Genomic DNA, 19493 nt, shown 5'->3' with positions numbered 1-19493 from the left:
CCAGCCCGGCCCGCGGTGGCGCCGTGTCCGGGACCGACCGGCGAACGCGCCCAATGGTGGTGGTATGACCCCTACCAGCCCCCACCACCACCGACAAACAACTGAGCTCGGTTACGCTCAAACACCTTGGGGCATAAAGAATTTCGCTCACACTACTCGGCCGCAGCCGCGATCCTTGGCGTGCATGTTCTGGTTGTGTACCCGGAGCCGTCTACTTACCAACCGGTCATTCCAGAGGCGAGGTGCGTTGGCCGATCTTGTCGTTTGTTTCCATGGGCACCCTGGTGCCATTGAGAAACAGACTCAACAGGCTGAACCACCCGATCGTGACAATGTATTTGCGGGTCGTTGTCGTCCCAAACGCGTCGAGCAGGGATTGAAGGCTGCCGTCGCTGAGAGTGCCGGACCTGAGGAGCTCATCGGTGGCAGCGATCAACAGCTGATAGTCACCGTCGAGGTTGTCCAGAGGGCCGTCGCCGGCGATCGTATCGATCTCCGGCGTCGTGAGGCCGGCGTTATGGGCCATCCGTTCGTTCGCTTGCCACTCGTAAGGGCAGTTGAGTAGCGACGCCGCACGCAAAATGATGACCTCGCGGTGCTTGGCGTCGATGTCGCGCTCACCGAAGACGGCCTCCACCATGCCGATCAGCGCAGGAAACAAGTCTCCGGTGCCGCTCATCATCTTCACGACGTTAAGAGCGGTGGCGGGGTCATACCCGTCGCCGAAGGATCGGGCAATCTCGTCTTCGTCCGGGAGTGGAACGACGACCGACGCGTGATACGGAGTGGGCTTTCCCATGGGCTTGTCCTCCTAACTGTTCCGCGAGATGGACGTTAGCGCGAACTTTTGCGAGTGGGCGTCACGCTGGCGTCGATTTCAATGCGAAAACCGAACAGCTGCGATCGGTGGCATACAACACAATTCGTTGTACGGGGAGACAAGCCGCTTGGTGTGGTAGAGGGCTAGGGACTTGCCCTTGTCGAAGATGGCGACGTAGGGGTGGCCGTGGCGCGCCTGGCGGATCACATCGCTCATCGACAGCATGGTGCCCCCGCCCGTCAGCCCCATGCTGGCGACGGCCTCGAGTTCCTTCTGTGTGGTGGTCATGATGATCGACGTAGGCAGACCGTTGTGCTGGCCGAGGTCTCCGGAGGCCAGCAGCACGACGCCCGGAGACCTGCCGACCGAGGTCCCGCGTCCTGTCGGTAGACCGCCATAGACTTCGCGATGCCCTGACAGACGCAACTCGAAAGGACCTCGCGAGCATGCGATTCCTGCACACCGCCGACTGGCAGTTGGGCATGACCCGGCACTTCCTAGCCGGCGACGCCCAGCCGCGCTATTCGGCCGCGCGCCGCGACGCGGTGGCGGGGCTGGGCGCGCTCGCGGCGGAGGTAGGCGCGGAGTTCGTCGTGGTCTCCGGCGACGTCTTCGAGCACAATCAGCTCGCCCCGCAGGTGATCGGGCAGTCCCTGGAAGCCATGCGCGCCATCGGAATTCCGGTCTACCTGCTCCCGGGCAACCACGATCCGCTCGACGCGTCGTCGGTCTACACCAGCGCCCTGTTCAGCGCCGAGCGTCCCGACAATGTCACAGTGCTCGACCACCCCGGCATCCACGAAATCCGGCCCGGGCTCGAGATCGTCGCCGCCCCGTGGCGGTCCAAGTCCCCGACCACCGACCTGGTCGCCGAGGTGCTCGAAGGCCTGCCCCCGGAAGCAGAACCGGTCACCCGGATCCTCGTCGCTCACGGCGGCGTCGACACGCTCGACCCCGATCGAGACAAGCCCTCGCTGATCCGGCTCGCCAACATCAACGGCGCGCTGGCCCGCGGGGCGGTGCACTATGTCGCGCTGGGGGACAAGCATTCGCTCACCAAGGTCGGTGGCGCGGGCCGCGTCTGGTACTCGGGCTCCCCGGAAGTCACCAACTTCGACGACGTCGAATCGGACCCCGGTCACGTCCTGGTCGTCGACATCGACGAATCCGACTCCGCGCGCACCGTCGCCGTCGAGCCCCGGCGCGTCGGCCGCTGGCGGTTCGTCACCCTGCATCGCCAGGTCGACGACAGCCGTGACATCGCCGACCTCGACCTGAACCTGGACCTGATGACCGAAAAGGACCGAACCGTGGTGCGCTTGGCGCTGACGGGTTCGCTGACGGTCACCGACCGCGCCGCGCTGGATGCCTGTCTGGACCGCTATGCACGGCTGTTCGCCCACTTGCGCACCTGGGACAGCCACACCGACCTGGCCGTCATCCCCGCCGACGGCGAGTTCACCGACCTCGGCATCGGCGGGTTCGCCGCCGCGGCCGTCGAGGAGCTGGTGTCAACGGCACGCGATCCGGACGCCGAGTCCGCGGTCGACGCGCAGGCCGCGCTGGCGCTGTTGCTACGGCTGACCGATCGGGGCGCCGCATGAAGCTGCACCGGCTGGTGCTCGCCAATTACCGCGGCGTCGCGCACCGCGAGATCGAGTTCCCCGACCAGGGCGTGGTGGTGGTCTGCGGCGCCAACGAGATCGGCAAGTCGTCGATGATCGAGGCCCTGGACCTGCTGCTCGAATGCCGGGACCGCTCCACCAAGAAGGAAGTCAAGCAGGTCAAGCCGACCAACAGCGACGTCGGCTCCGAAGTCAGCGCCGAGATCAGCTGCGGCCCTTACCGTTTCGTATACCGCAAGCGGTTCCACAAGAAATGCGAGACGGAGTTGACGGTGCTGACACCGCGTCGCGAACAGCTGACCGGCGACGAGGCCCACGAACGGGTTCGGGCGATGCTGGCCGAGACGGTGGACAACGATCTGTGGCACGCGCAGCGGGTGCTGCAGGCCACCTCGACCGCCGTGGTGGACCTGTCGGGGTGCGACGCGCTGTCGCGCGCGCTGGACGTCGCGGCGGGCGACGCCGCGGCGCTGTCCGGCACCGAGCCGCTGCTGATCGAGCGGATCGACGCCGAGTACGGACGTTATTTCACCCCAACGGGACGTCCCACCGGCGAGTGGGCCGCCGCCATCTCGAGGCTGGCCGACGCCGAGGCGGCGGCCGCCGAATGCGAGGCGGCGGTGGCCGAAGTGGACGACCGGGTGAGTCGCCACGCCGCCCTGACCGAGCACGTCGCCGAGCTGTCCCAGCAGCGGATCGCCGCCGCTCCCCGGCTGTCCGCGGCTCGGGCCGCCGCCGACCGGATCGCCGAGCTCACCAACCAGGCACGCGAGGCCAAGCTGGTCGCCGGGGCGGCGGCGGCCACCAGCGCCGCCGCGACCGCCGCCCATAGCGGCCGCGCGCGGCTGCTGGCCGAAATCGAAACGCGCACAGCGACGGTCGCCGCCGCGGAGGCCGAGGTCGAGCACGCCGCGGGGGCCCTGGCGGCCGCCCGCGACGAGGCCCACGCCGCGACCGCCGCCGTCGAGGACGCCACCGAAGCCCTGGCCGACGTGCAACGCCGCACCGAATCCGCGCGGCGCACCGTCGAGCGGCTGGCCGGCCGCGAGGAGGTCGACCGGTTGAGCGCCCGGCTGGCCAAGATCGCGACTATCCAGCGCGACCGCGACCGAGTCTGCGCGCAGCTGTCGGAGCCTCCACTGGTCGCCGTCACCGAGGAGGTGCTGCGGCGAATCGAAAACGCCGCGGCCGCCGTCGATCGCATCGGCGGTCAGTTGGCGTTGACGTCCGCGGAGCTGGAATTCACCGCCGTCGCCGACCTCGAGCTCGCCGCCGGCGACCAACGAGTCTCGCTGTCGGCGGGCCAAACCTGGTCCATCACCGCGACCGGCGCCACCACGGTCGAAGTCCCCGGTGTGCTCACCGCGCGGGTCACTCCTGGCGCGACCACGCTCGACATCCAAGCCAAATACGCTGCGGCACAGGCGGATCTGACCGCCGCGCTGACAGCCGGCGGCGTCGCCGACCTCGCGTCCGCGCGAGCCGCCGACCAGCGTCGCCGCGAACTGGAGGGCGGCCGCGACCAGTTAACGGCCACCCTGGCCGGTCTGTGCGGCGACGAGCACATCGATGAGCTGCGCGAGCGGCTGGCGCGGTTGCGCGACGGTCAACCAACCGAGCCCGAAACCGACATCACCGCCGCCCGCGCCGAACTCGATGCCGCGGAGGCCGCCCACGCGGCCGCGACCGCCGCCTGCGAGGAACGGCGCCGCGTCGCGGCCGCGGCCAACGCAAAGCTGACCGAAATAGCCACGCACGCAACGGTTTCACTGAATAAGCTGGAAACGCAACGCGCCGAGCTGGACGCGGCCGCCGACCGGCTGGCCGAGGAGCGGGCGTCGGTCAGCGACGAGGACCTCGCGGCGGCGGCGGCCGCCGCGCTGACAGCGACACAAGACGCCGAGCGGCGTGTCGGCCAGCTGACCGACGAGCTCGCGGCCGCCGAACCGGAGGTGGTTGCCACCGAATTGGCGGACGCCACAAAGGAAGCCGAGTCACTGCGCGATCGCTACGAAGATGCGGCCCGCGCGCTGCGCGAGATCAGCATCGAACTGTCGGTTTTCGGCAGCGAGGGCCGCCAAGGCAAGCTCGATGCCGCGCAGACCGAGCGTGAGCACGCCGCCAGCGAGCACGACCGGGTGGGCGGCCGGGCGCGGGCCGCACAGCTGCTGCGTTCGGTGATGACGCGCCATCGCGACACCACCAGGCAGCGCTACGTCGAGCCCTACCGCGCCGAACTGCAGCGGCTGGGCCGCCCGGTGTTCGGGCCCACCTTCGAGGTCGACGTCGACAGCGATCTGTGCATCCGCAGCCGCACCCTGGACGGCGTCACGGTGCCTTACGAATCGTTGTCCGGTGGCGCTAAGGAGCAACTCGGCATCCTGGCGCGGCTGGCCGGCGCCGCCCTGGTGGCCAAGGAGGACACCGTTCCCGTGGTGGTCGACGATGCGCTAGGGTTCACCGACCCGGACCGGCTGGCCAAGATGGGGGAGGTGTTCGACAACGTCGGCGCCCACGGACAGGTCATCGTCCTCACCTGCAGCCCCGACCGATACGACGGCGTCAAGGGCGCCCACCGCATCGATCTCAGCGCCTAAGCCCTCGCGGCGCGTTGCCGTGTGCCGCTGCGGGTATCTAGGGCAAACGGCCTTCTCGGCAGAATGGAACCATGGCGGGGCACCACCGATGACGATGACTGCGAAACGGCGCCGTCAGCAGGAAAAGCTGGCGGCGCTGCCCGGCGTCCGGCCGGTACGCCGGCCGGTTTCGCCCGACCGCCCCGACGAGTTCGACCTCTACTACGTGCGCGCCGGCCGCAAGTCCGCCCACCCGCTGGTGATCATCCCGGGCGGCCCCGGCGTGGCGTCGGTGCAGATGTACAGGGGGCTTAGGCGCCGAGCGGCCGCCGCCGGCCTCGACGTCATCATGATCGAGCACCGCGGCATCGGGATGTCGCGACACGACGACGATGGCGCCGACCTGCCGCCGGAGGCGCTCACCGTCAATCAGGTCGTCGACGACGTGGCCGCGGTGCTCGACGACGCCAAGGTCGACTCGGCCGTCATCTATGGCAGCTCGTACGGCACCTACATCGCGGCCGGGGTCGGCGTGCGCCATCCGAGCCGGGTTCGGTCGATGGTCCTCGATTCGCCGCTGCTGTCGCGCCACGACATCGTGATCGTGCGCCGCGCAATCCGGCGGCTGCTGCTCAGGGGCGACAGCCCCGAGACGGCCCCCCTGGCGCCCAAGGTCCGCAAGCTCGTCGATGCGGGGGTGATGACTGCGTCGGCAACCCAGATCGTCGCGACGATCTACGGCCACGGCGGCGCCACGCTGCTGGATCGGGAACTCGACCTATTGCTCGACGGCCGAAACGTGTTGTGGTGGGCTCTATCTCACTTCGCAACCCTGGGCAACCTGCCGTACCGCTACGAGGAAGACCTGGTGAGCCGCATCGCGTTCCGGGAACTCGACTACGCCGCCGAACCCGACGGACTGCCGCTTGACCCCGCGGTGGCTGAACGCGAATTCCGCACGCAGACGGCAACTTTCGAAGACGAACCGTACAACCTGCCGGCCGAGATGCCGAACTTCGGTTGGCCAACCGCGGTGATCTCCGGTGGCCGAGATCTGATCACCCCACCGGCGGTGGCTCAGCGCGTGGCGTCGCTGCTGCCTCGGGCGGAGCTGTTGAAGATGCCGACCATGGCGCACAGTGCGCTGGACTTTCGCGAACCCGCCGCCCTGGCCGTCGCCAAAGCCGCATTCCGCGGCGAGTTCGAGGGACTGGCCGCCCAAGCGCCGGCACTTGACCAGCTTCCGCCCAGGCCCGAGGTCCGCCTGCTGTGGAAGGCGGTCGAGTTGGCCGCCATCGTCGAAGGTGCCGTGCCGGCCCCGGGGCCGCTGCGGCGGCGGATCAGGTGCGCATGAATCCGATCGCGGTGTAGTTCAGGTCGGCGAGGCCGACGGCACCGAAGTTGGCCAGCGTGCTGCGCACCGCAGCGTCGCCCGGGGACTGGGTCAGCGGCAGGCTGAATCCCTCGGCCCAGATCAGCTTGTCGACGTCGTTGGCCAATGCCCGCGCCTTTTCCGGATCGAGTTCCTGGAGGGTGCGCTCGATGGCGGCGTCGATCTCGGGGCTGCCGATCTTGCCGAAATTGCTTTCACCGTCGGACTTGTAGATCTGGGTCAGTGCCGAGAGCGGGAACGCGTCGCCAATCCAGCCGAACTGCGCGATATCGAAGGCCCCGACGTTGATGTAGTTGGTGAAAAAGCCGCTGCCGGCCCGCGCCACGAGTTCCAGCTTGACCCCGATCTGGGCCAGACTGTGCTGGGCGATCTGGGCGAACACCTTGCTGCCCTGCGCGTCGTAGAACAAATCGCGAACGACCAGCTGGCGGCCGTCCTTCTCGCGGAACTGGCCGTTGAGCTTCCAGCCCAGGGCGTCGAGCTCCCGTCGCGCCGCGGCCGGGTCGTAGGGGAGGACCGCGCTGTTGTCCTGGTAGCCCTCCTGCCCGGCGACATAGACGTGGTTGTTCAGCGCTACCGGGTTGCTGGTCAGCCCGTACTGCACGACCCTGGCGATGGTCTCGCGGTCGATGCCCTTGGCAACCGCGACCCGCAGCGCCGGGTCCTCCAGGATCGCCCCGTGCGCGCCGTTGAAAGTGAAGTGCGACCAGCTCGGGGCGGGCGCGCGCCGGATCGAGATCCCCTTGGTGCGCTGCGCGATGGTCAGCTGGTCCACCGTACCGATCCCGGTGGCGTCGATCGTGTTGTTCTGCAGCGCCGGTAGCCGCGCCGCGTCATCGAGCACCAGATAGGTGATGCTGTCCAGGCGCGGCCGCTTGCCCCACCATTTCGGGTTGCGGGTCAACGTGATTCGTTGCGTGGTCCGGTCGAGCGAGGAAATGATGAACGGCCCGGCCGACGGGCCCGGCCCGTCGAGCTGGCCGGTGTTGAACGCCTCGGGCGTGGCGGTCATGCTGGCGGGCAGCAGCATGCCGTTGCCGGCGAACATGCCCCGCCACTCGGCGTACGGCTTGGCGAAGGTCATGACGGCCTGCCGGTCGTCGACCCCGCGGGTGACAGACGCGACCCGGTCGGCGCCGGCGGGCCCGGCGATCGCGAAGTTCTTGTCGACGCCGCTCAGGGCGTGGGTTTGGCTGGCGATGTCGCGCCAGGTGATCGGTGTCCCGTCGGACCACACCGCCTTCGGGTTGATGGTGTAGGTGACCACCTGAGGATTGGTGCCGGTGAGTTCGACGCTGGTGAAGTAGTCGGTGTCGACGGCGGTAGAGCCGTCCGGCCCGATGATGAAAGCCCGCGGCAGCGTGGCCTTCATCATCGACGCGACCTCGGCCGAATTGCCGTCGATGTGCAGGATGTTGAAGTTGGGCGGCAGGTCGCTGAGCGCCAGCCGCAGGTTTCCGCCGTCCTGCAGCGTGGCCGGATCCTGCGGGTTGATGTCGCTGGTGGTGCCGACCGAAGCCCTGTTGCCGGCCGGCGGCGCCAGGTCGATGGCCGGTGAGCAGCCGGTGAGCGCCAGACCGGCCACCAGGAGCAGCGCTCTCACGCGGATCGGCACGTTTCCCGCCCGAGTTCGCGCCCTAGGCATATTTCCCCGGATCCGGTTGCGGCACCGCGCTCAGCAGCCGGCGGGTGTAATCGTGCTGCGGGTTGGCGAAGACCTGCTCGCTGTCCCCCTGCTCCACGACGGCGCCGGCGTACATCACCGCCACGTGGTGGGCGAGGTGTTTGACCACCGATAGATCATGCGACACAAATAGATAGGACAAACCAAACCGCTCCTGCAGGTCGAGCAGCAGGTTGATGATCCCGGCCTGGATCGAGACATCGAGCGCGGACACCGGCTCGTCGAGGGCCAGTATCTTCGGCTGCAAGGCCAGCGCCCGCGCGATGCCGATGCGCTGCTTCTGCCCACCGGAGAACTCGGCGGGGTAGCGGGCCGCGTCGGCGCGGCGCAATCCCACGATCTCGAGCAGCTCGGCGACTCGCGAGTTCGTCTCGTTCTTCTCGAACCCGTTGGCCCACAACGGCTCGGCGAGCAGCTCGAAGACAGGTAGCCGCGGGTCCAACGACGCGACCGGGTCCTGGAAGACGACCTGGATGTCGCGGCGCAGCGATCGGCGGGCCGCCGGTCTCAGCGTGGCGACATCGATGCCCAGCACCTCGATCGAACCCGATTGCGGCGCAATGAGTTCCAGGACCTCGTGCAGGGTGGTTGACTTGCCCGAACCGGACTCGCCGACGATGCCCAGGGTGCGCCCCTGCCGCAACTCGAAGCTGATGCCGTCGACGGCGCGCACCTCGCCGACGGCGCGGCGCAGCACCACGCCCTTCGTCAGCCGGTAGGTCTTGACCAGATCCCGCACCCGCACCACCACCGACGAGTCGCCGTCAACCGCCGCATGGGTTTCCGTGTCGATCCCGTAGATCTCCGCGGCGCTGCGCTCGCCGACCTGGTCGGTGCGGATGCAGGCCGCCCGATGATCCGCGCCGACCTCGATCAATTCCGGTTCGGCGGCGCGGCACTCGTCGATGACCAGCGGGCAGCGCGGCGCGAACGGGCATCCCGGCTCGAGGGCGACCAGCGACGGAGGAGCGCCGGGGATGGGCACCAGCCGGGTGCCCTGCGCGGCGTCCAACCGGGGAACCGAACCCAACAGGCCGACGGTATACGGCATCTGGCGAGCCCGGTAAAGGTCGGTCACGCTGGCGAACTCGACGACCCGGCCGGCGTACATCACCAGCGCCCGGTCGGCGAACTCGGCGACCACCCCGAGGTCGTGGGTGATGACGAGCACCCCGGCGCCGGTGACATCGCGCGCGGTCTTGAGCACCTCGAGGATCTGCGCCTGCACGGTCACATCCAACGCGGTGGTCGGCTCGTCGCAGATCAACAGGTCGGGATCGTTGGCGATCGCGATCGCGATGACCACCCGCTGCCGTTCACCGCCGGACAGCTCGTGCGGAAACGCCCGCGCGCGTCGCTCTGGCTGTGAGATACCAACCAGCTCAAGCAGTTCCACCGCGCGCCGGCGGGCGTCCTTCCTGCCGACCCGTGGCTGGTGTACCGAGATCGCCTCGGCGATCTGGTCGCCCACGGTGTAGACCGGCGTCAGCGCCGACATCGGATCCTGGAACACCATGCCGACCGCCTTGCCGCGGAACCGCGACATCGCGTCGTCACCCAGGCCCAGTAGCTCGGTGTCGCGCAACCGGACCGAGCCCCGCACGCGGGCATACTCGGGCAGCAGGCCCACCACCGCCATCGCCGACACCGACTTGCCCGAGCCCGATTCGCCGACCATCGCCACGACTTCCCCGGGATTGATGTGGTAGCTGATGCCACGCACCGCCGTCACCGGTTGGCCGTCGGTGGGAAAGGCGACCTCCAGGTCGGTCACTTCCAGCAGCGGGCTCACCGCGCACCGCCGCGCAGCATCCCGCTGCCGGGGTCGAGCGCGTCGCGCAGACCATCGCCGGTCAGGTTGGCGCACACCAGGATCAACACCAAGACCCCGGCCGGAAACAAGAACACCCACGGGAAGGTGGTCGCGGACTGGGTGCCATTGGCGATCAGGGTGCCCAGCGACACGTCGGGCGGCTGGATGCCGAAACCGAGGAAGCTCAGACCGGTTTCGGCCAGGATCGCTGAGGCGACGTTGAGCGCGGCGTCGATGATCAGGATCGAAGCCACGTTGGGGACCACGTGTCGCAGGATGATCCGGCGGCTTGACACGCCCATATACCGTGCGGCTCGGATGAATTCGCGTTCGCGCAGGCTCATGGTCATGCCGCGCACCATGCGGGAGCTGATCATCCAGCCGAAGCAGGCCAGCAGCAGCACCAGCAGCAGGATGCTCGACGACTTCTTGACTCGCGGCGTGAGGATGGCGATCAGGATGAAGCTCGGCACCACCAACAGCAGGTCCACCACCCACATCAGCACCCGATCTCGCCAGCCCCCGAAATAGCCCGAGATGGACCCGACGGTGGCGGCGATACCGGTGGAGATGAACGCCACGCAGACGCCGATCAGCATCGACTTCTGCATTCCCCGCAGGATTTGCGCCAACAGGTCCTGGCCCAGCGCGTTGGTGCCCAGCCAATGACGGGCGTTCGGCGGCTGCAGCAGTGCGTTGAAGTCGAGGTCGTCGTAGGAGTAGGGCAGCAGCCCCGGCAGCGTGTAGCAGCCGACGAACAGCAACACCAGGAGCGCCAGCGACGCCACCGCGAGCCGGTTCCGCGCGAACCGGCGCAGCACCAGGGTGCGGCGCGAGGTGAAACCCTCGACGGAAGGCGATATCCCCTGGGCCACTTCGGTTTCGGGGTCGGTGCGCGTCATGACACCCGGACCCTTGGATCGAGCGCGGCGTAGATGACGTCGGAGAGCAGGCCGGCCAGCAACACGACCGTTCCGGAGAACAGCGTGATCGCGGCGATGATGTTGGTGTCCTGAGTCGAAATGCCTTGCACCAGCCACTCGCCCATGCCGTGCCACCCGAAGATCTTCTCGACGAACACCGCCCCGGTGACCAGCCCGGCCACCCCATACGCGAACAACGTGGCCAGCGGTATCAGCGCGGTGCGCAGCCCGTGTTTGAGCAGCGCACGCCGACGGGTGAGCCCCTTGGCGCGGGCGGTGCGAATGAAGTCCTGGCCGAGCACGTCGAGCATCGCGTTGCGCTGATAGCGGCTGTATCCCGCGGCGGCGACCACCGCCAGCGTCAGCGTGGGCAGGATCAAATGCCGCAACCGGTCGATCAACTGTGGCCAGACGCCGTGGGCCACGCCCGGTGACGTCTCCCCGGTGTAGTCAAAGAGCTGGACACCGAAGGCCCAGTTCACCCGCAGCGCGCCCAGGATCAACAGGTTGGCGATGACGAAAGTCGGGGTGCTCAGCGCGAGCAGCGCGAACATGGTGACGACCCGGTCACTGAGTCGGTACTGGCGGATGGCGCCCCACGCCCCGGCCACGACACCCAGCACGGTGCCCACCACGGAGCCGATGACCAGCAGCCGCAGGCTGACCCCGACGCGCCGCCACAGCGTGGTGGCGACCGGCTGGCCGGTGATCGTGGTGCCGAAGTCGCCGCGCACCACCTGCGAGGCCCAGTGCGTGTAGCGGATCGGGATCGGCTTGTCCAAGCCCAGCGTGTGCGCCTTGGCGTCGATGACGGCCTGCGGGGGGCGCGGGTTGCGCTGTAGCAGGCTGTCCAGCGGCGAGAAGGCCACCGAGGTCAGGCAGTAGGTCAAAAACGACGCCAGCGCCAGCAGCACGACATAGTTCAGCAACCGGCGCGCCAGGAAGCGAATCATGCCCGACCGAGCCGCCCGTGCCGCATTGGGACAGGTTAACGAGCCAACGACGGCCCGGCAGGATCGCCTGGGGTCATGTCGTGTCGCCGTGCGTGCCGGCTGCCCATCGTCCTTATTCGCTGAACACCGATGTTTCCGCCCTCGCAGCGACGTCGGCAGAGTCTCTGCGGATCACCGCCGATTGCCGCTCGGAGGTGAACAAAAAAACACATCCGGCCCCCGCGGTTGCTCGAGTGACAAATGGGACGAATGGAAAATCAGGGACCCGAAAGGGCCCCTGATTTTTACCCGTGAACTCCCGATGGACGGTTGTTACGATCCACTGCGCACCGACCGATCCAGGAGGCTTCCGTGGCCGTTACCGATGACTACCTGGCCAACAACGCCGAATACGCCAGCGCCTTCACGGGCCCGCTGCCGATGCCTCCGAGCAAACACGTCGCGGTCGTCGCGTGCATGGATGCCCGGCTCGACGTGTACCGCGCCCTCGGCCTCAACGAGGGGGAGGCCCACGTCATCCGCAACGCCGGCGGCGTGGTCACCGACGACGTCATCCGCTCGCTGGCCATCAGCCAGCGGCTGCTGGGGACGCAGGAGATCATCCTGATCCACCACACCGACTGCGGGATGCTCACCTTCACCGACGACGACTTCAAGCGCGCCATCCAGGACGAGACCGGGGTAAAACCGCCGTGGGCGGCCGAGGCGTTCCCGGACCTCGCCGATGATGTCCGGCAATCGCTGCGCCGGATCGACAACAGCCCGTTCGTGACCAAGCACGTGTCGTTGCGGGGCTTCATCTTCAACGTCGCCACCGGCAGGCTCGAGGAAGTCACTCTCTAGCGCTCGGCCCAGTAGTCAGCCCACCTTGTAGGTGGCGAGGGCTTTGGCGAGCAGCCTGCCCTCCGGGTCGACGATCTCGGCCTCGCAGTTGGTCAGCGACCGTCCGCGCCGCAGCACCCGGCCCACCCCGATCACGTCGGTGGCGCGGGCCGGTGCCATGAAATCCAGGGTCATCGACACCGTCACGCCGCGCAGTTCCGGGGGCGCTTCGGCGCCGCACCACGCGGCCGCCATCACCGTCAGGTCGGCCAGGGTGGCGATCGCGCCGCCGTGGACCATGTCGCCGACGGTGACGTTGGACGGATCCCACGGCAGTCTCAGCCTGACCTCGTCGTCGCTGAGCTGATCGGCCACGATCCCCAGCTTCGCGACGAACGGCGACTGGGGAAGGAACCGCGCGATGACGTCGCGGCCGCTGGACGGCTGAGTGGTGGTCGACATCCGTCCATGCTTTCGCACCCGGGCTGCCGCGGCAAAGGGCCGACGCCGGCCGTGGCGTAAAGCGTCCGATGTTTGTCGTTGACAGAGGCCGGGCCGGCTGGTTCCATAAATGGTTATAACCGTAAATATGGCCAGTCCTACCAGATTTATCCGGAATCCAAATACGACGAGGGAACCATGACCAGCGCTGTGAAGGCCACCCCGGCCGTCGGCCAGTACGAATTGAGCCATCTGCGCTCGCTGGAGGCCGAGGCCATCCACATCATCCGGGAGGTGGCCGCGGAGTTCGAGCGGCCGGTGCTGCTGTTCTCGGGCGGCAAGGACTCCATCGTCATGCTGCACCTGGCCCTGAAGGCGTTCCGGCCGGGGCGGTTGCCGTTCCCGGTCATGCACGTCGACACCGGCCACAATTTCGACGAGGTGATCGCCACCCGCGACGAACTGGTCGCCGAGGCCGGGGTGCGCCTGATCGTGGCGTCGGTGCAGGATGACATCGATGCGGGTCGGGTCGTCGAGACGATCCCGTCGCGCAACCCGATCCAGACGGTGACGCTGCTGCGCGCCATCCGGGAGAACAAGTTCGACGCCGCCTTCGGTGGGGCGCGCCGCGACGAAGAGAAGGCGCGCGCCAAGGAGCGGGTGTTCAGCTTCCGCGACGAGTTCGGCCAGTGGGACCCCAAGGCGCAGCGGCCCGAGCTGTGGAACGTCTACAACGGCCGGCACCACAAGGGCGAGCACATCCGGGTGTTCCCGCTGTCCAACTGGACCGAGTTCGACATCTGGTCCTACATCGGCGCGGAAAAGATCAAGTTGCCGCCGATCTATTTCGCCCACCGGCGCAAGGTCTTTCGCCGTGACGGTATGCTGCTGGCGGTGGACCGGCACATGCAGCCTCGCGCCGACGAGCCGGTGTTCGAGGCCACGGTGCGCTTCCGCACCGTCGGAGACGTCACCTGCACCGGATGTGTGGAATCCGAGGCGGCCACCGTGTCGGAGGTCATCGCCGAGACCGCCGTGTCGAGGCTGACCGAGCGCGGCGCGACCAGGGCCGACGACAGGATCTCGGAGGCCGGGATGGAAGACCGCAAGCGGCAGGGTTACTTCTGATGGCCGCGCCGACAACGCTTTTGAGGCTGGCGACCGCCGGCTCCGTCGACGACGGCAAATCCACACTGATCGGGCGCTTGCTGTATGACTCCAAGGCCGTCATGGAAGACCAGTGGGCGTCGGTGGAGCGCACGTCCAAGGAGCGCGGCCACGACTACACCGACCTGGCGCTGGTCACCGACGGCCTGCGGGCCGAGCGCGAACAGGGCATCACCATCGACGTCGCCTACCGCTACTTCGCCACGCCCAAACGGAAATTCATCATCGCCGACACGCCGGGGCACATCCAGTACACCCGCAACATGGTGACCGGCGCCTCGACCGCCCAGCTGGTCATCGTGCTCGTCGACGCACGGCACGGTCTGCTCGAGCAGTCGCGCCGGCATGCCTTCCTGGCGTCGCTGCTGGGCATCCAGCACATCGTGCTCGCGGTCAACAAGATGGACCTGATCGATTGGGACAGGGAGAAATTCGAGGCGATCCGCGACGAGTTCTACGCCTTCGCCGCCCGACTGGACGTGCAGGACGTCGCCACCATCCCGATGTCGGCGCTGCACGGCGACAACGTGGTGACCAAGTCCGACAAGGCGCCGTGGTACGAGGGGCCGGCGCTGCTGTCGCACCTCGAGGAGGTCTACATCGCCGGTGACCGCAACCTGGTCGATGTGCGCTTCCCGGTCCAGTACGTCATCCGGCCACAGACCCACGAGCACCAAGACCACCGCAGCTACGCCGGAACCGTGGCCAGCGGGGTGATGCGTCCCGGCGACGAGGTGGTGGTGCTGCCGGTCGGCAAGACGACCCGCATCACCACGATCGACGGGCCGAACGGGCCAGTGGCCGAAGCGTTTCCGCCGATGGCCGTGTCGATCAGCCTCGCCGACGACCTCGACATCTCCCGCGGCGACCTGATCGCGCGCACCAACAACCAGCCCAGGGTCGCGCAGGACTTCGATGCGACGGTCTGCTGGATGGCCGACACTTCGGCGCTGGAGCCCGGCCGCGACTACGTCATCAAGCACACCACCCGGACCACGCGCGCGCGGGTCACCGCGCTGGACTACCGGCTCGACGTCAACACGCTGCATCGCGACAAGACCGCAACGGCGTTGAAGCTCAACGAACTTGGCCGGATCTCGCTGCGCACTCGGGTGCCGCTGCTGCTCGACGAGTACACCCGCAACGCCAGCACCGGCTCGTTCATCCTCATCGATCCCGACACCAACGGCACCGTGGCCGCGGGCATGGTGTTGCGGGACGTCTCGGCGCAGGCGGCGAGCCCAAACACCGTGCGGCACAAGTCGCTGGTTACCGCCACGGACAGGGCGAGCCGGGGCAGCACGGTGTGGCTCACCGGCCTGTCGGGGGCCGGCAAGTCGTCGGTGGCCATGCTCGTCGAGCAAAAACTGCTCGAAAAGGGCCTTCCCGCTTACGTTCTCGACGGCGACAACCTGCGGCACGGCCTGAACGCCGACCTGGGCTTTTCCATGGCCGACCGGGCCGAGAACCTACGCCGGCTGGCGCACGTGGCCACGCTGCTGGCCGACTCCGGCCAAACCGTGCTGGTGCCGGCGATCAGCCCGCTGGCCGAGCACCGGGAGATGGCCCGCAACGTGCACGCCGAGGCCGGCGTCGACTTCGTCGAGGTGTTCTGCGACACCCCGCTCGCAGACTGCGAGAAGCGTGATCCCAAGGGGCTCTACGCCAAAGCGCGCGCGGGCGAGATCACCCACTTCACCGGCGTCGACAGCCCGTATCAGCGGCCGAAGAACCCGGACTTGCGGCTCACCCCGGAGAGCTCACTGGAGGAGCAGGCGCAGAGCATCATCGACCTGATGGAGTCACGGCACTAGCGCGCTCGTGTAAGTCGCCGCGCCGGGTGGCACAATCCACAGCGTGCGGATGTCAGCCAAGGCGGAATACGCGGTTCGGGCGATGGTCCAGCTCGCCACGGTGAACAGCGGCACGCTGGTCAAGACCGAAGACCTGGCCCAGGCTCAGGGCATCCCGCCGCAATTCCTCGTCGACATCCTCACCAACCTGCGCACCGACCGGCTGGTGCGCAGCCATCGCGGTCGCGAGGGCGGCTACGAACTGGCCCGTCCGGGAAACGAAATCAGCATCGCGGACGTATTGCGCTGCATCGACGGACCGCTGGCCAGCGTGCGCGACATCGGGCTGGGTGACCTGCCTTATTCCGGGCCGACCGCGCCCCTGGCCGACGTGTGGCGGGCGTTGCGGGCCAGCATGCGTTCGGTGCTGGAATGCACGACGCTGGCCGACGTCGCGAGTGGTGCCCTGCCCAATCACGTCGCGCAGCTCGCCGATGACTATCGCGACCAGGAGACCGAGCGGCACGGCGCACCGCGGCGCGGCGACTAGCGAGTCGACCGCCCGCGTCAACCTTCCTCGGTCTGGCGTATCTGGCTGTCGAAGTCGGCCTTGTTCAGGTCCGCGGCCAGGAACTGCTGCGTGCGCGGCAGGCTCAGATGCAGGTCGGTGCGGACGCTGATCTCGATCGTGCCCCGGGTCAGTCGGTAGTCGAGCGCGTGCCCGCCGTGCTTGCCCTCCCGATCGATGAAGTGGGAGTGGTAGCCGGCAACGGAGATGCCCTGCTCGTAGTCGGGCATGCGAAATCCGCCCAGAATGCCGCTGACGTCGCTGAAGGCGATCTCCTGCTGGTCTTGCGTGGCCTCGGTAAACGGTCGGTACGGCCTGTGCTGCTCGGTGACTGTGCGGGTGCGAATGATGCTGAAGTCACCGGTGACCCGGACGGCGACGATCAGGTTCGTGCTCTCCAACGACGCGTCGATGAGTGCCTTGACCGCGGCGCGGTCATGCGGCTCGGACACTTCGATGCTGCGGTCGGGGTGGAACCAGGTCACCACCGCGAACGGGGTGAGCTGGTCGAGCCCGGCGACGCGTGCGCTGCCGTCGCCGCGCAGCTGATGGCAGATCCCGTCGAGCACGAGCATTTCGCCGTCGAGGCCGTTGAACGTGCCCAGGCCAAAGTCCCCGTGCCGCAGCAATTCCCGGACCGTGACATCCCCGTCGTAGACACCGTCGAGCAGCGCGCCCATCGTCGACGTCTGGTACACACCGTCGCCGTGGTGATGCGCGAGCATCTCGTGCGCCCAGCGGCGCAAGACGCCCAACGGGGGCTCGTTTGGAATCAGCACCGGGTGGCCGGACCTAACCGCATGGATTACCGCACTCGTTGTAGGACAGGCGAATCAGCCATCACGGCAGAAGTTTACTTGCCGCCGCGGCCGCGGGCAGTGCCGGCGCCGACCCGGAGAGGCCTTCCCGGATTCCCCGAGTTATCGCCTGCCGATCGGCCTGGCCGCCGCCGGGGGCCGCGTCCGGGCAACCGCAGCTGAGGGTGCCGAACGGGTTGGGGCCGCTGCCGTCCGGGTGTGGGGCGGCGTTGGCCGGCGCCGCTCCCAGGACGCTGGAGCCCAGGCCGATAGCGGCGCCGACCAGCGTCGCGATCACTCGGCGGTGCGGACGGGTCGTGGGCGCGGGAGACGGCGGGTCCGGATCCGGCGATCCAAGAGCGGGCTGTCCTGAGTCTGCGATCGACATTCCGGCCTCCTTTCAGCGCTTCGACGGCTTGTGCCTAAGTAGTATTACACTTGTATCTGAGTATCAGCTGTGACGCGACGGCCGCGCGTGTACGGTATGCACACCATTTGGATACGAGTGATCTGCAAGGAGGCGTCGTGGCGACGAAGGCGACGACGGCCAAGGACCGCGCGCTCGAGTACGTGAAGAATCAGGTGCTCAGCGGGGCTTTTCCGGGCGGGGAACTGATCAGCGAGGGCGATGTCGCCGCCGCGCTGGGGATGTCGCGCACTCCGGTGCGGGAGGCCTTCCTGCGACTGGAGGCCGAGGGGCTGCTGCGGCTGTACCCACAGCGCGGTGCCTTCGTGGTGCCGGTTTCTGCCGACGAGGTCCGCGCCGTCATGGAGGCCAGGCTGGTCCTCGAGCAGTTCGCGGTCGGCAAGCTGGTGCGACGGGGGCCGGCCGCGGGTGCGGGGGTATTCGAGCGGCTCTGCGAGGAGCTGCAGCGGCAGCACGACGCGGCCGCCGTGCCGGACTGGAAGGAGTTCGTTGCCGCCGACCGCGCGTTTCACCGCGTCACCGTCGACGAGTCGGGCAACGCGCTCCTGTCGAATTTCTACTCGTCGTTACATGATCGTCAGATGCGCATGACCGGCGAATCGATGGTCCGCGATCCGGCCCGCATCACGACGATCATGGACGAGCATCTTGCTATCGCTGAAGCGCTGCGTGACGGCGATCGGGAGAAGGCGCTGGAAACCGTCCGGACCCATCTCGCGGGCACGGTGCGCGCCCTGGGTCTCGCCGCCGAGCCGTTCTAGATCGAGGCACTCAATTGTCCGAGCCGTAGGGCCGGGTCAGAATCTCCATGGCGTGCCCGGAGGGATCGAGGAAGTACACCCCGCGGCCGCCGTGGTTGTGGTTGATCTCGTTGGGCCGTTGCCGACGAGGGTCCGCCCAGTGCTGCAGGCCACGCGACGTGATCTTGCCGTAGATGGCGTCGAAGTCCTGGTCGGAAACCAAAAAGGCATAGTGCTGGCGACGGACTTCCTCGCCCTCGGGAACATCGGCGTAGTCCAGGTTGACGCCGTGCTCGAGCGCCACGGCCATGAAATGGCCGGCTGGTTTCGGGCTGGGCAGGCCGAACAGTTCGGTGAGGAATTCCGCGGACTCGCGCTTGTCGCGCGAGGCGACGATGGTGTGGTTGAAACTGATGGTCATGACTCTTTCCAGTCAACCACTCTGGGCGCGGCGCGACAACGCGCGAAGCGCTACTTCGGCGCCGTGAGCTCCAGTGCGATGTTGTCGGGGTCGCGAAACTCCAGAATGTATGACGGCCCAATGTCTTTGACCGGCTCGTGCTGCACGCCTACTTCGTCGAGATGCGCTGCCGCCGCGTCCAATTCGGCCTTGCTGCCGAGCCGGAACGCGAGGTGGTCCAGACCGACGCGGTCCTCGTCGAAGCGGTCCGTGGCGACCGGCCGCAAACCGAGCAGCGTGCCGCCGAGGTCGTAGATGACGCCGCCGAACAGGAAGCCGAACTGGCTGCGGGTGGCCTCGTCGGCATTCTCGGGCACCTCCAGCAACACCGGCCAACCGAACACGGTCTCATAGAACTGCCGCGATCGCTCAATGTCGGTGACGGTCAGCCGCACGTGTGCGATGGAGGTGCTGCCCAAACCCATCTGCCCCATGCTGCCACTGAACGGACCCGATGCTGCTTCCCATGCCAAAATCGCCGTCGTGCGGAT

The 19493-nt window shown here is 67.8% G+C and carries 18 protein-coding genes and 2 pseudogenes; 9 read left to right on the top strand and 11 right to left on the bottom strand.

Going from position 1 to position 19493, the window contains the following annotated elements:
* Window positions 1-105 (top strand): hypothetical protein (locus A5764_RS29360; protein WP_231989682.1); only part of this gene is annotated, 105 nt, incomplete at its 5' end.
* Window positions 106-226: 121 nt separating this feature from the next.
* Here the strand turns inward: A5764_RS29360 and A5764_RS11460 are convergent.
* Entirely contained in the window at window positions 227-799 is a 573-nt protein-coding gene (locus tag A5764_RS11460; protein ID WP_067113237.1) for a carboxymuconolactone decarboxylase family protein, read from the bottom strand.
* A gap of 91 nt (window positions 800-890) precedes the next feature.
* A pseudogene (locus A5764_RS11455) lies at window positions 891-1162 on the bottom strand (DUF222 domain-containing protein); the annotation flags it as partial.
* 104 nt (window positions 1163-1266) lie between these two features.
* On the opposite strand from A5764_RS11455, the gene A5764_RS11450 reads away from it, so the two are divergent.
* The 3 genes from A5764_RS11450 to A5764_RS11440 all read left to right on the top strand — a co-directional run bounded on the left by A5764_RS11450 (window position 1267) and on the right by A5764_RS11440 (window position 6375).
* Entirely contained in the window at window positions 1267-2424 is a 1158-nt protein-coding gene (locus A5764_RS11450) for an exonuclease SbcCD subunit D (protein ID WP_067113232.1), read from the top strand.
* Window positions 2421-5042 (top strand): ATP-binding protein, encoded by a 2622-nt coding sequence (locus A5764_RS11445; protein ID WP_067113230.1) that lies wholly within the window; start codon window positions 2421-2423, stop codon window positions 5040-5042. The genes A5764_RS11450 and A5764_RS11445 overlap by 4 nt, the downstream gene beginning before the upstream one ends.
* An 88-nt stretch (window positions 5043-5130) precedes the next feature.
* On the top strand, window positions 5131-6375 hold the full coding sequence (locus A5764_RS11440; RefSeq protein WP_067113228.1) for an alpha/beta hydrolase: 1245 nt from the start codon (window positions 5131-5133) through the stop codon (window positions 6373-6375).
* Here the strand turns inward: A5764_RS11440 and A5764_RS11435 are convergent.
* Genes A5764_RS11435 through A5764_RS11420 form a run of 4 tightly spaced genes read right to left on the bottom strand, consistent with a single transcriptional unit; the run spans window position 6362 to window position 11787 of the window.
* Window positions 6362-8059 carry an ABC transporter family substrate-binding protein gene (locus A5764_RS11435; protein WP_067113227.1) on the bottom strand — a complete coding sequence of 566 codons (1698 nt, stop codon included), beginning with the start codon at window positions 8057-8059 and terminating at the stop codon, window positions 6362-6364. The two genes, A5764_RS11440 and A5764_RS11435, sit on opposite strands and share 14 nt — an antisense overlap.
* Window positions 8052-9890 carry an ABC transporter ATP-binding protein gene (locus tag A5764_RS11430; RefSeq protein ID WP_067113224.1) on the bottom strand — a complete coding sequence of 613 codons (1839 nt, stop codon included), beginning with the start codon at window positions 9888-9890 and terminating at the stop codon, window positions 8052-8054. The genes A5764_RS11435 and A5764_RS11430 overlap by 8 nt, the downstream gene beginning before the upstream one ends.
* Entirely contained in the window at window positions 9887-10813 is a 927-nt protein-coding gene (locus tag A5764_RS11425) for an ABC transporter permease (RefSeq protein WP_067113221.1), read from the bottom strand. The genes A5764_RS11430 and A5764_RS11425 overlap by 4 nt, the downstream gene beginning before the upstream one ends.
* Window positions 10810-11787 (bottom strand): ABC transporter permease, encoded by a 978-nt coding sequence (locus A5764_RS11420; RefSeq protein WP_067113218.1) that lies wholly within the window; start codon window positions 11785-11787, stop codon window positions 10810-10812. The genes A5764_RS11425 and A5764_RS11420 overlap by 4 nt, the downstream gene beginning before the upstream one ends.
* Window positions 11788-12138: 351 nt before the next feature.
* Between A5764_RS11420 and A5764_RS11415 the strand changes: the two genes are divergently transcribed.
* On the top strand, window positions 12139-12630 hold the full coding sequence (locus A5764_RS11415) for a carbonic anhydrase (RefSeq protein ID WP_067113215.1): 492 nt from the start codon (window positions 12139-12141) through the stop codon (window positions 12628-12630).
* Between the two features lie 15 nt (window positions 12631-12645).
* Here A5764_RS11415 and A5764_RS11410 read toward each other — a convergent pair whose 3' ends face one another.
* Window positions 12646-13071, bottom strand: coding sequence for a PaaI family thioesterase (locus A5764_RS11410; protein ID WP_067113212.1), 426 nt, complete (start codon window positions 13069-13071; stop codon window positions 12646-12648).
* Window positions 13072-13180: 109 nt separating this feature from the next.
* On the opposite strand from A5764_RS11410, the pseudogene cysD reads away from it, so the two are divergent.
* From cysD to A5764_RS11395, 3 genes and pseudogenes are all read left to right on the top strand, one after another.
* Window positions 13181-14178: pseudogene (gene cysD, locus A5764_RS11405) on the top strand (sulfate adenylyltransferase subunit CysD).
* Complete coding sequence (cysC, locus tag A5764_RS11400; RefSeq protein WP_067113205.1) at window positions 14178-16031, top strand: adenylyl-sulfate kinase; 1854 nt, start codon at window positions 14178-14180, stop codon at window positions 16029-16031. The pseudogene cysD and the gene cysC overlap by 1 nt, the downstream one beginning before the upstream one ends.
* Before the next feature lie 43 nt (window positions 16032-16074).
* The gene (locus tag A5764_RS11395) at window positions 16075-16560 is read left to right on the top strand and encodes an RrF2 family transcriptional regulator (RefSeq protein WP_067113202.1); all 486 of its coding nucleotides are present in this window, start codon (window positions 16075-16077) and stop codon (window positions 16558-16560) included.
* Between the two features lie 17 nt (window positions 16561-16577).
* Here A5764_RS11395 and budA read toward each other — a convergent pair whose 3' ends face one another.
* Together budA and A5764_RS11385 are read right to left on the bottom strand one after the other, a co-directional pair.
* A complete protein-coding gene (gene budA / locus A5764_RS11390; RefSeq protein WP_067113251.1) occupies window positions 16578-17303 on the bottom strand; it encodes an acetolactate decarboxylase in 726 nt (241 codons plus the stop codon).
* A 115-nt stretch (window positions 17304-17418) separates the two neighbouring features.
* Window positions 17419-17763: a hypothetical protein gene (locus A5764_RS11385; RefSeq protein ID WP_156664624.1), complete on the bottom strand. Its 345-nt coding sequence runs from the start codon at window positions 17761-17763 to the stop codon at window positions 17419-17421.
* Window positions 17764-17900: 137 nt separating this feature from the next.
* Here A5764_RS11385 and A5764_RS11380 point away from each other — a divergent pair, with 137 nt between their 5' ends.
* Window positions 17901-18563 carry a GntR family transcriptional regulator gene (locus A5764_RS11380; RefSeq protein WP_067113196.1) on the top strand — a complete coding sequence of 221 codons (663 nt, stop codon included), beginning with the start codon at window positions 17901-17903 and terminating at the stop codon, window positions 18561-18563.
* Window positions 18564-18573: 10 nt separating this feature from the next.
* On the opposite strand, the gene A5764_RS11375 is transcribed toward A5764_RS11380, so the two are convergent.
* Complete coding sequence (locus tag A5764_RS11375) at window positions 18574-18963, bottom strand: VOC family protein (RefSeq protein ID WP_067113193.1); 390 nt, start codon at window positions 18961-18963, stop codon at window positions 18574-18576.
* 50 nt (window positions 18964-19013) lie between these two features.
* The gene (locus A5764_RS11370; RefSeq protein WP_067113249.1) at window positions 19014-19427 is read right to left on the bottom strand and encodes a VOC family protein; all 414 of its coding nucleotides are present in this window, start codon (window positions 19425-19427) and stop codon (window positions 19014-19016) included.
* Window positions 19428-19493 lie beyond the last annotated feature (66 nt).

This window comes from Mycobacterium sp. 852002-51057_SCH5723018 (assembly GCF_001667035.1).
In the GTDB taxonomy this organism is placed as follows: Bacteria; Actinomycetota; Actinomycetes; order Mycobacteriales; family Mycobacteriaceae; genus Mycobacterium.
Note: the sequence above shows the minus strand (reverse complement) of the source record. Positions and strands in the feature narration are given on the sequence as shown.

Coding starts and splice junctions, on each gene's coding strand:
- A5764_RS11460 (WP_067113237.1), bottom strand. CDS start 799: ATGGGAAAGCCCACTCCGTATCACGCGTCGGTCGTCGTTCCACTCCCG.
- A5764_RS11450 (WP_067113232.1), top strand. CDS start 1,267: ATGCGATTCCTGCACACCGCCGACTGGCAGTTGGGCATGACCCGGCAC.
- A5764_RS11445 (WP_067113230.1), top strand. CDS start 2,421: ATGAAGCTGCACCGGCTGGTGCTCGCCAATTACCGCGGCGTCGCGCAC.
- A5764_RS11440 (WP_067113228.1), top strand. CDS start 5,131: ATGACGATGACTGCGAAACGGCGCCGTCAGCAGGAAAAGCTGGCGGCG.
- A5764_RS11435 (WP_067113227.1), bottom strand. CDS start 8,059: ATGCCTAGGGCGCGAACTCGGGCGGGAAACGTGCCGATCCGCGTGAGA.
- A5764_RS11425 (WP_067113221.1), bottom strand. CDS start 10,813: ATGACGCGCACCGACCCCGAAACCGAAGTGGCCCAGGGGATATCGCCT.
- A5764_RS11420 (WP_067113218.1), bottom strand. CDS start 11,787: ATGATTCGCTTCCTGGCGCGCCGGTTGCTGAACTATGTCGTGCTGCTG.
- A5764_RS11410 (WP_067113212.1), bottom strand. CDS start 13,071: ATGTCGACCACCACTCAGCCGTCCAGCGGCCGCGACGTCATCGCGCGG.
- cysC (WP_067113205.1), top strand. CDS start 14,178: ATGGCCGCGCCGACAACGCTTTTGAGGCTGGCGACCGCCGGCTCCGTC.
- budA (WP_067113251.1), bottom strand. CDS start 17,303: ATGCTCGCGCATCACCACGGCGACGGTGTGTACCAGACGTCGACGATG.
- A5764_RS11385 (WP_156664624.1), bottom strand. CDS start 17,763: ATGTCGATCGCAGACTCAGGACAGCCCGCTCTTGGATCGCCGGATCCG.
- A5764_RS11375 (WP_067113193.1), bottom strand. CDS start 18,963: ATGACCATCAGTTTCAACCACACCATCGTCGCCTCGCGCGACAAGCGC.
- A5764_RS11370 (WP_067113249.1), bottom strand. CDS start 19,427: ATGGGTTTGGGCAGCACCTCCATCGCACACGTGCGGCTGACCGTCACC.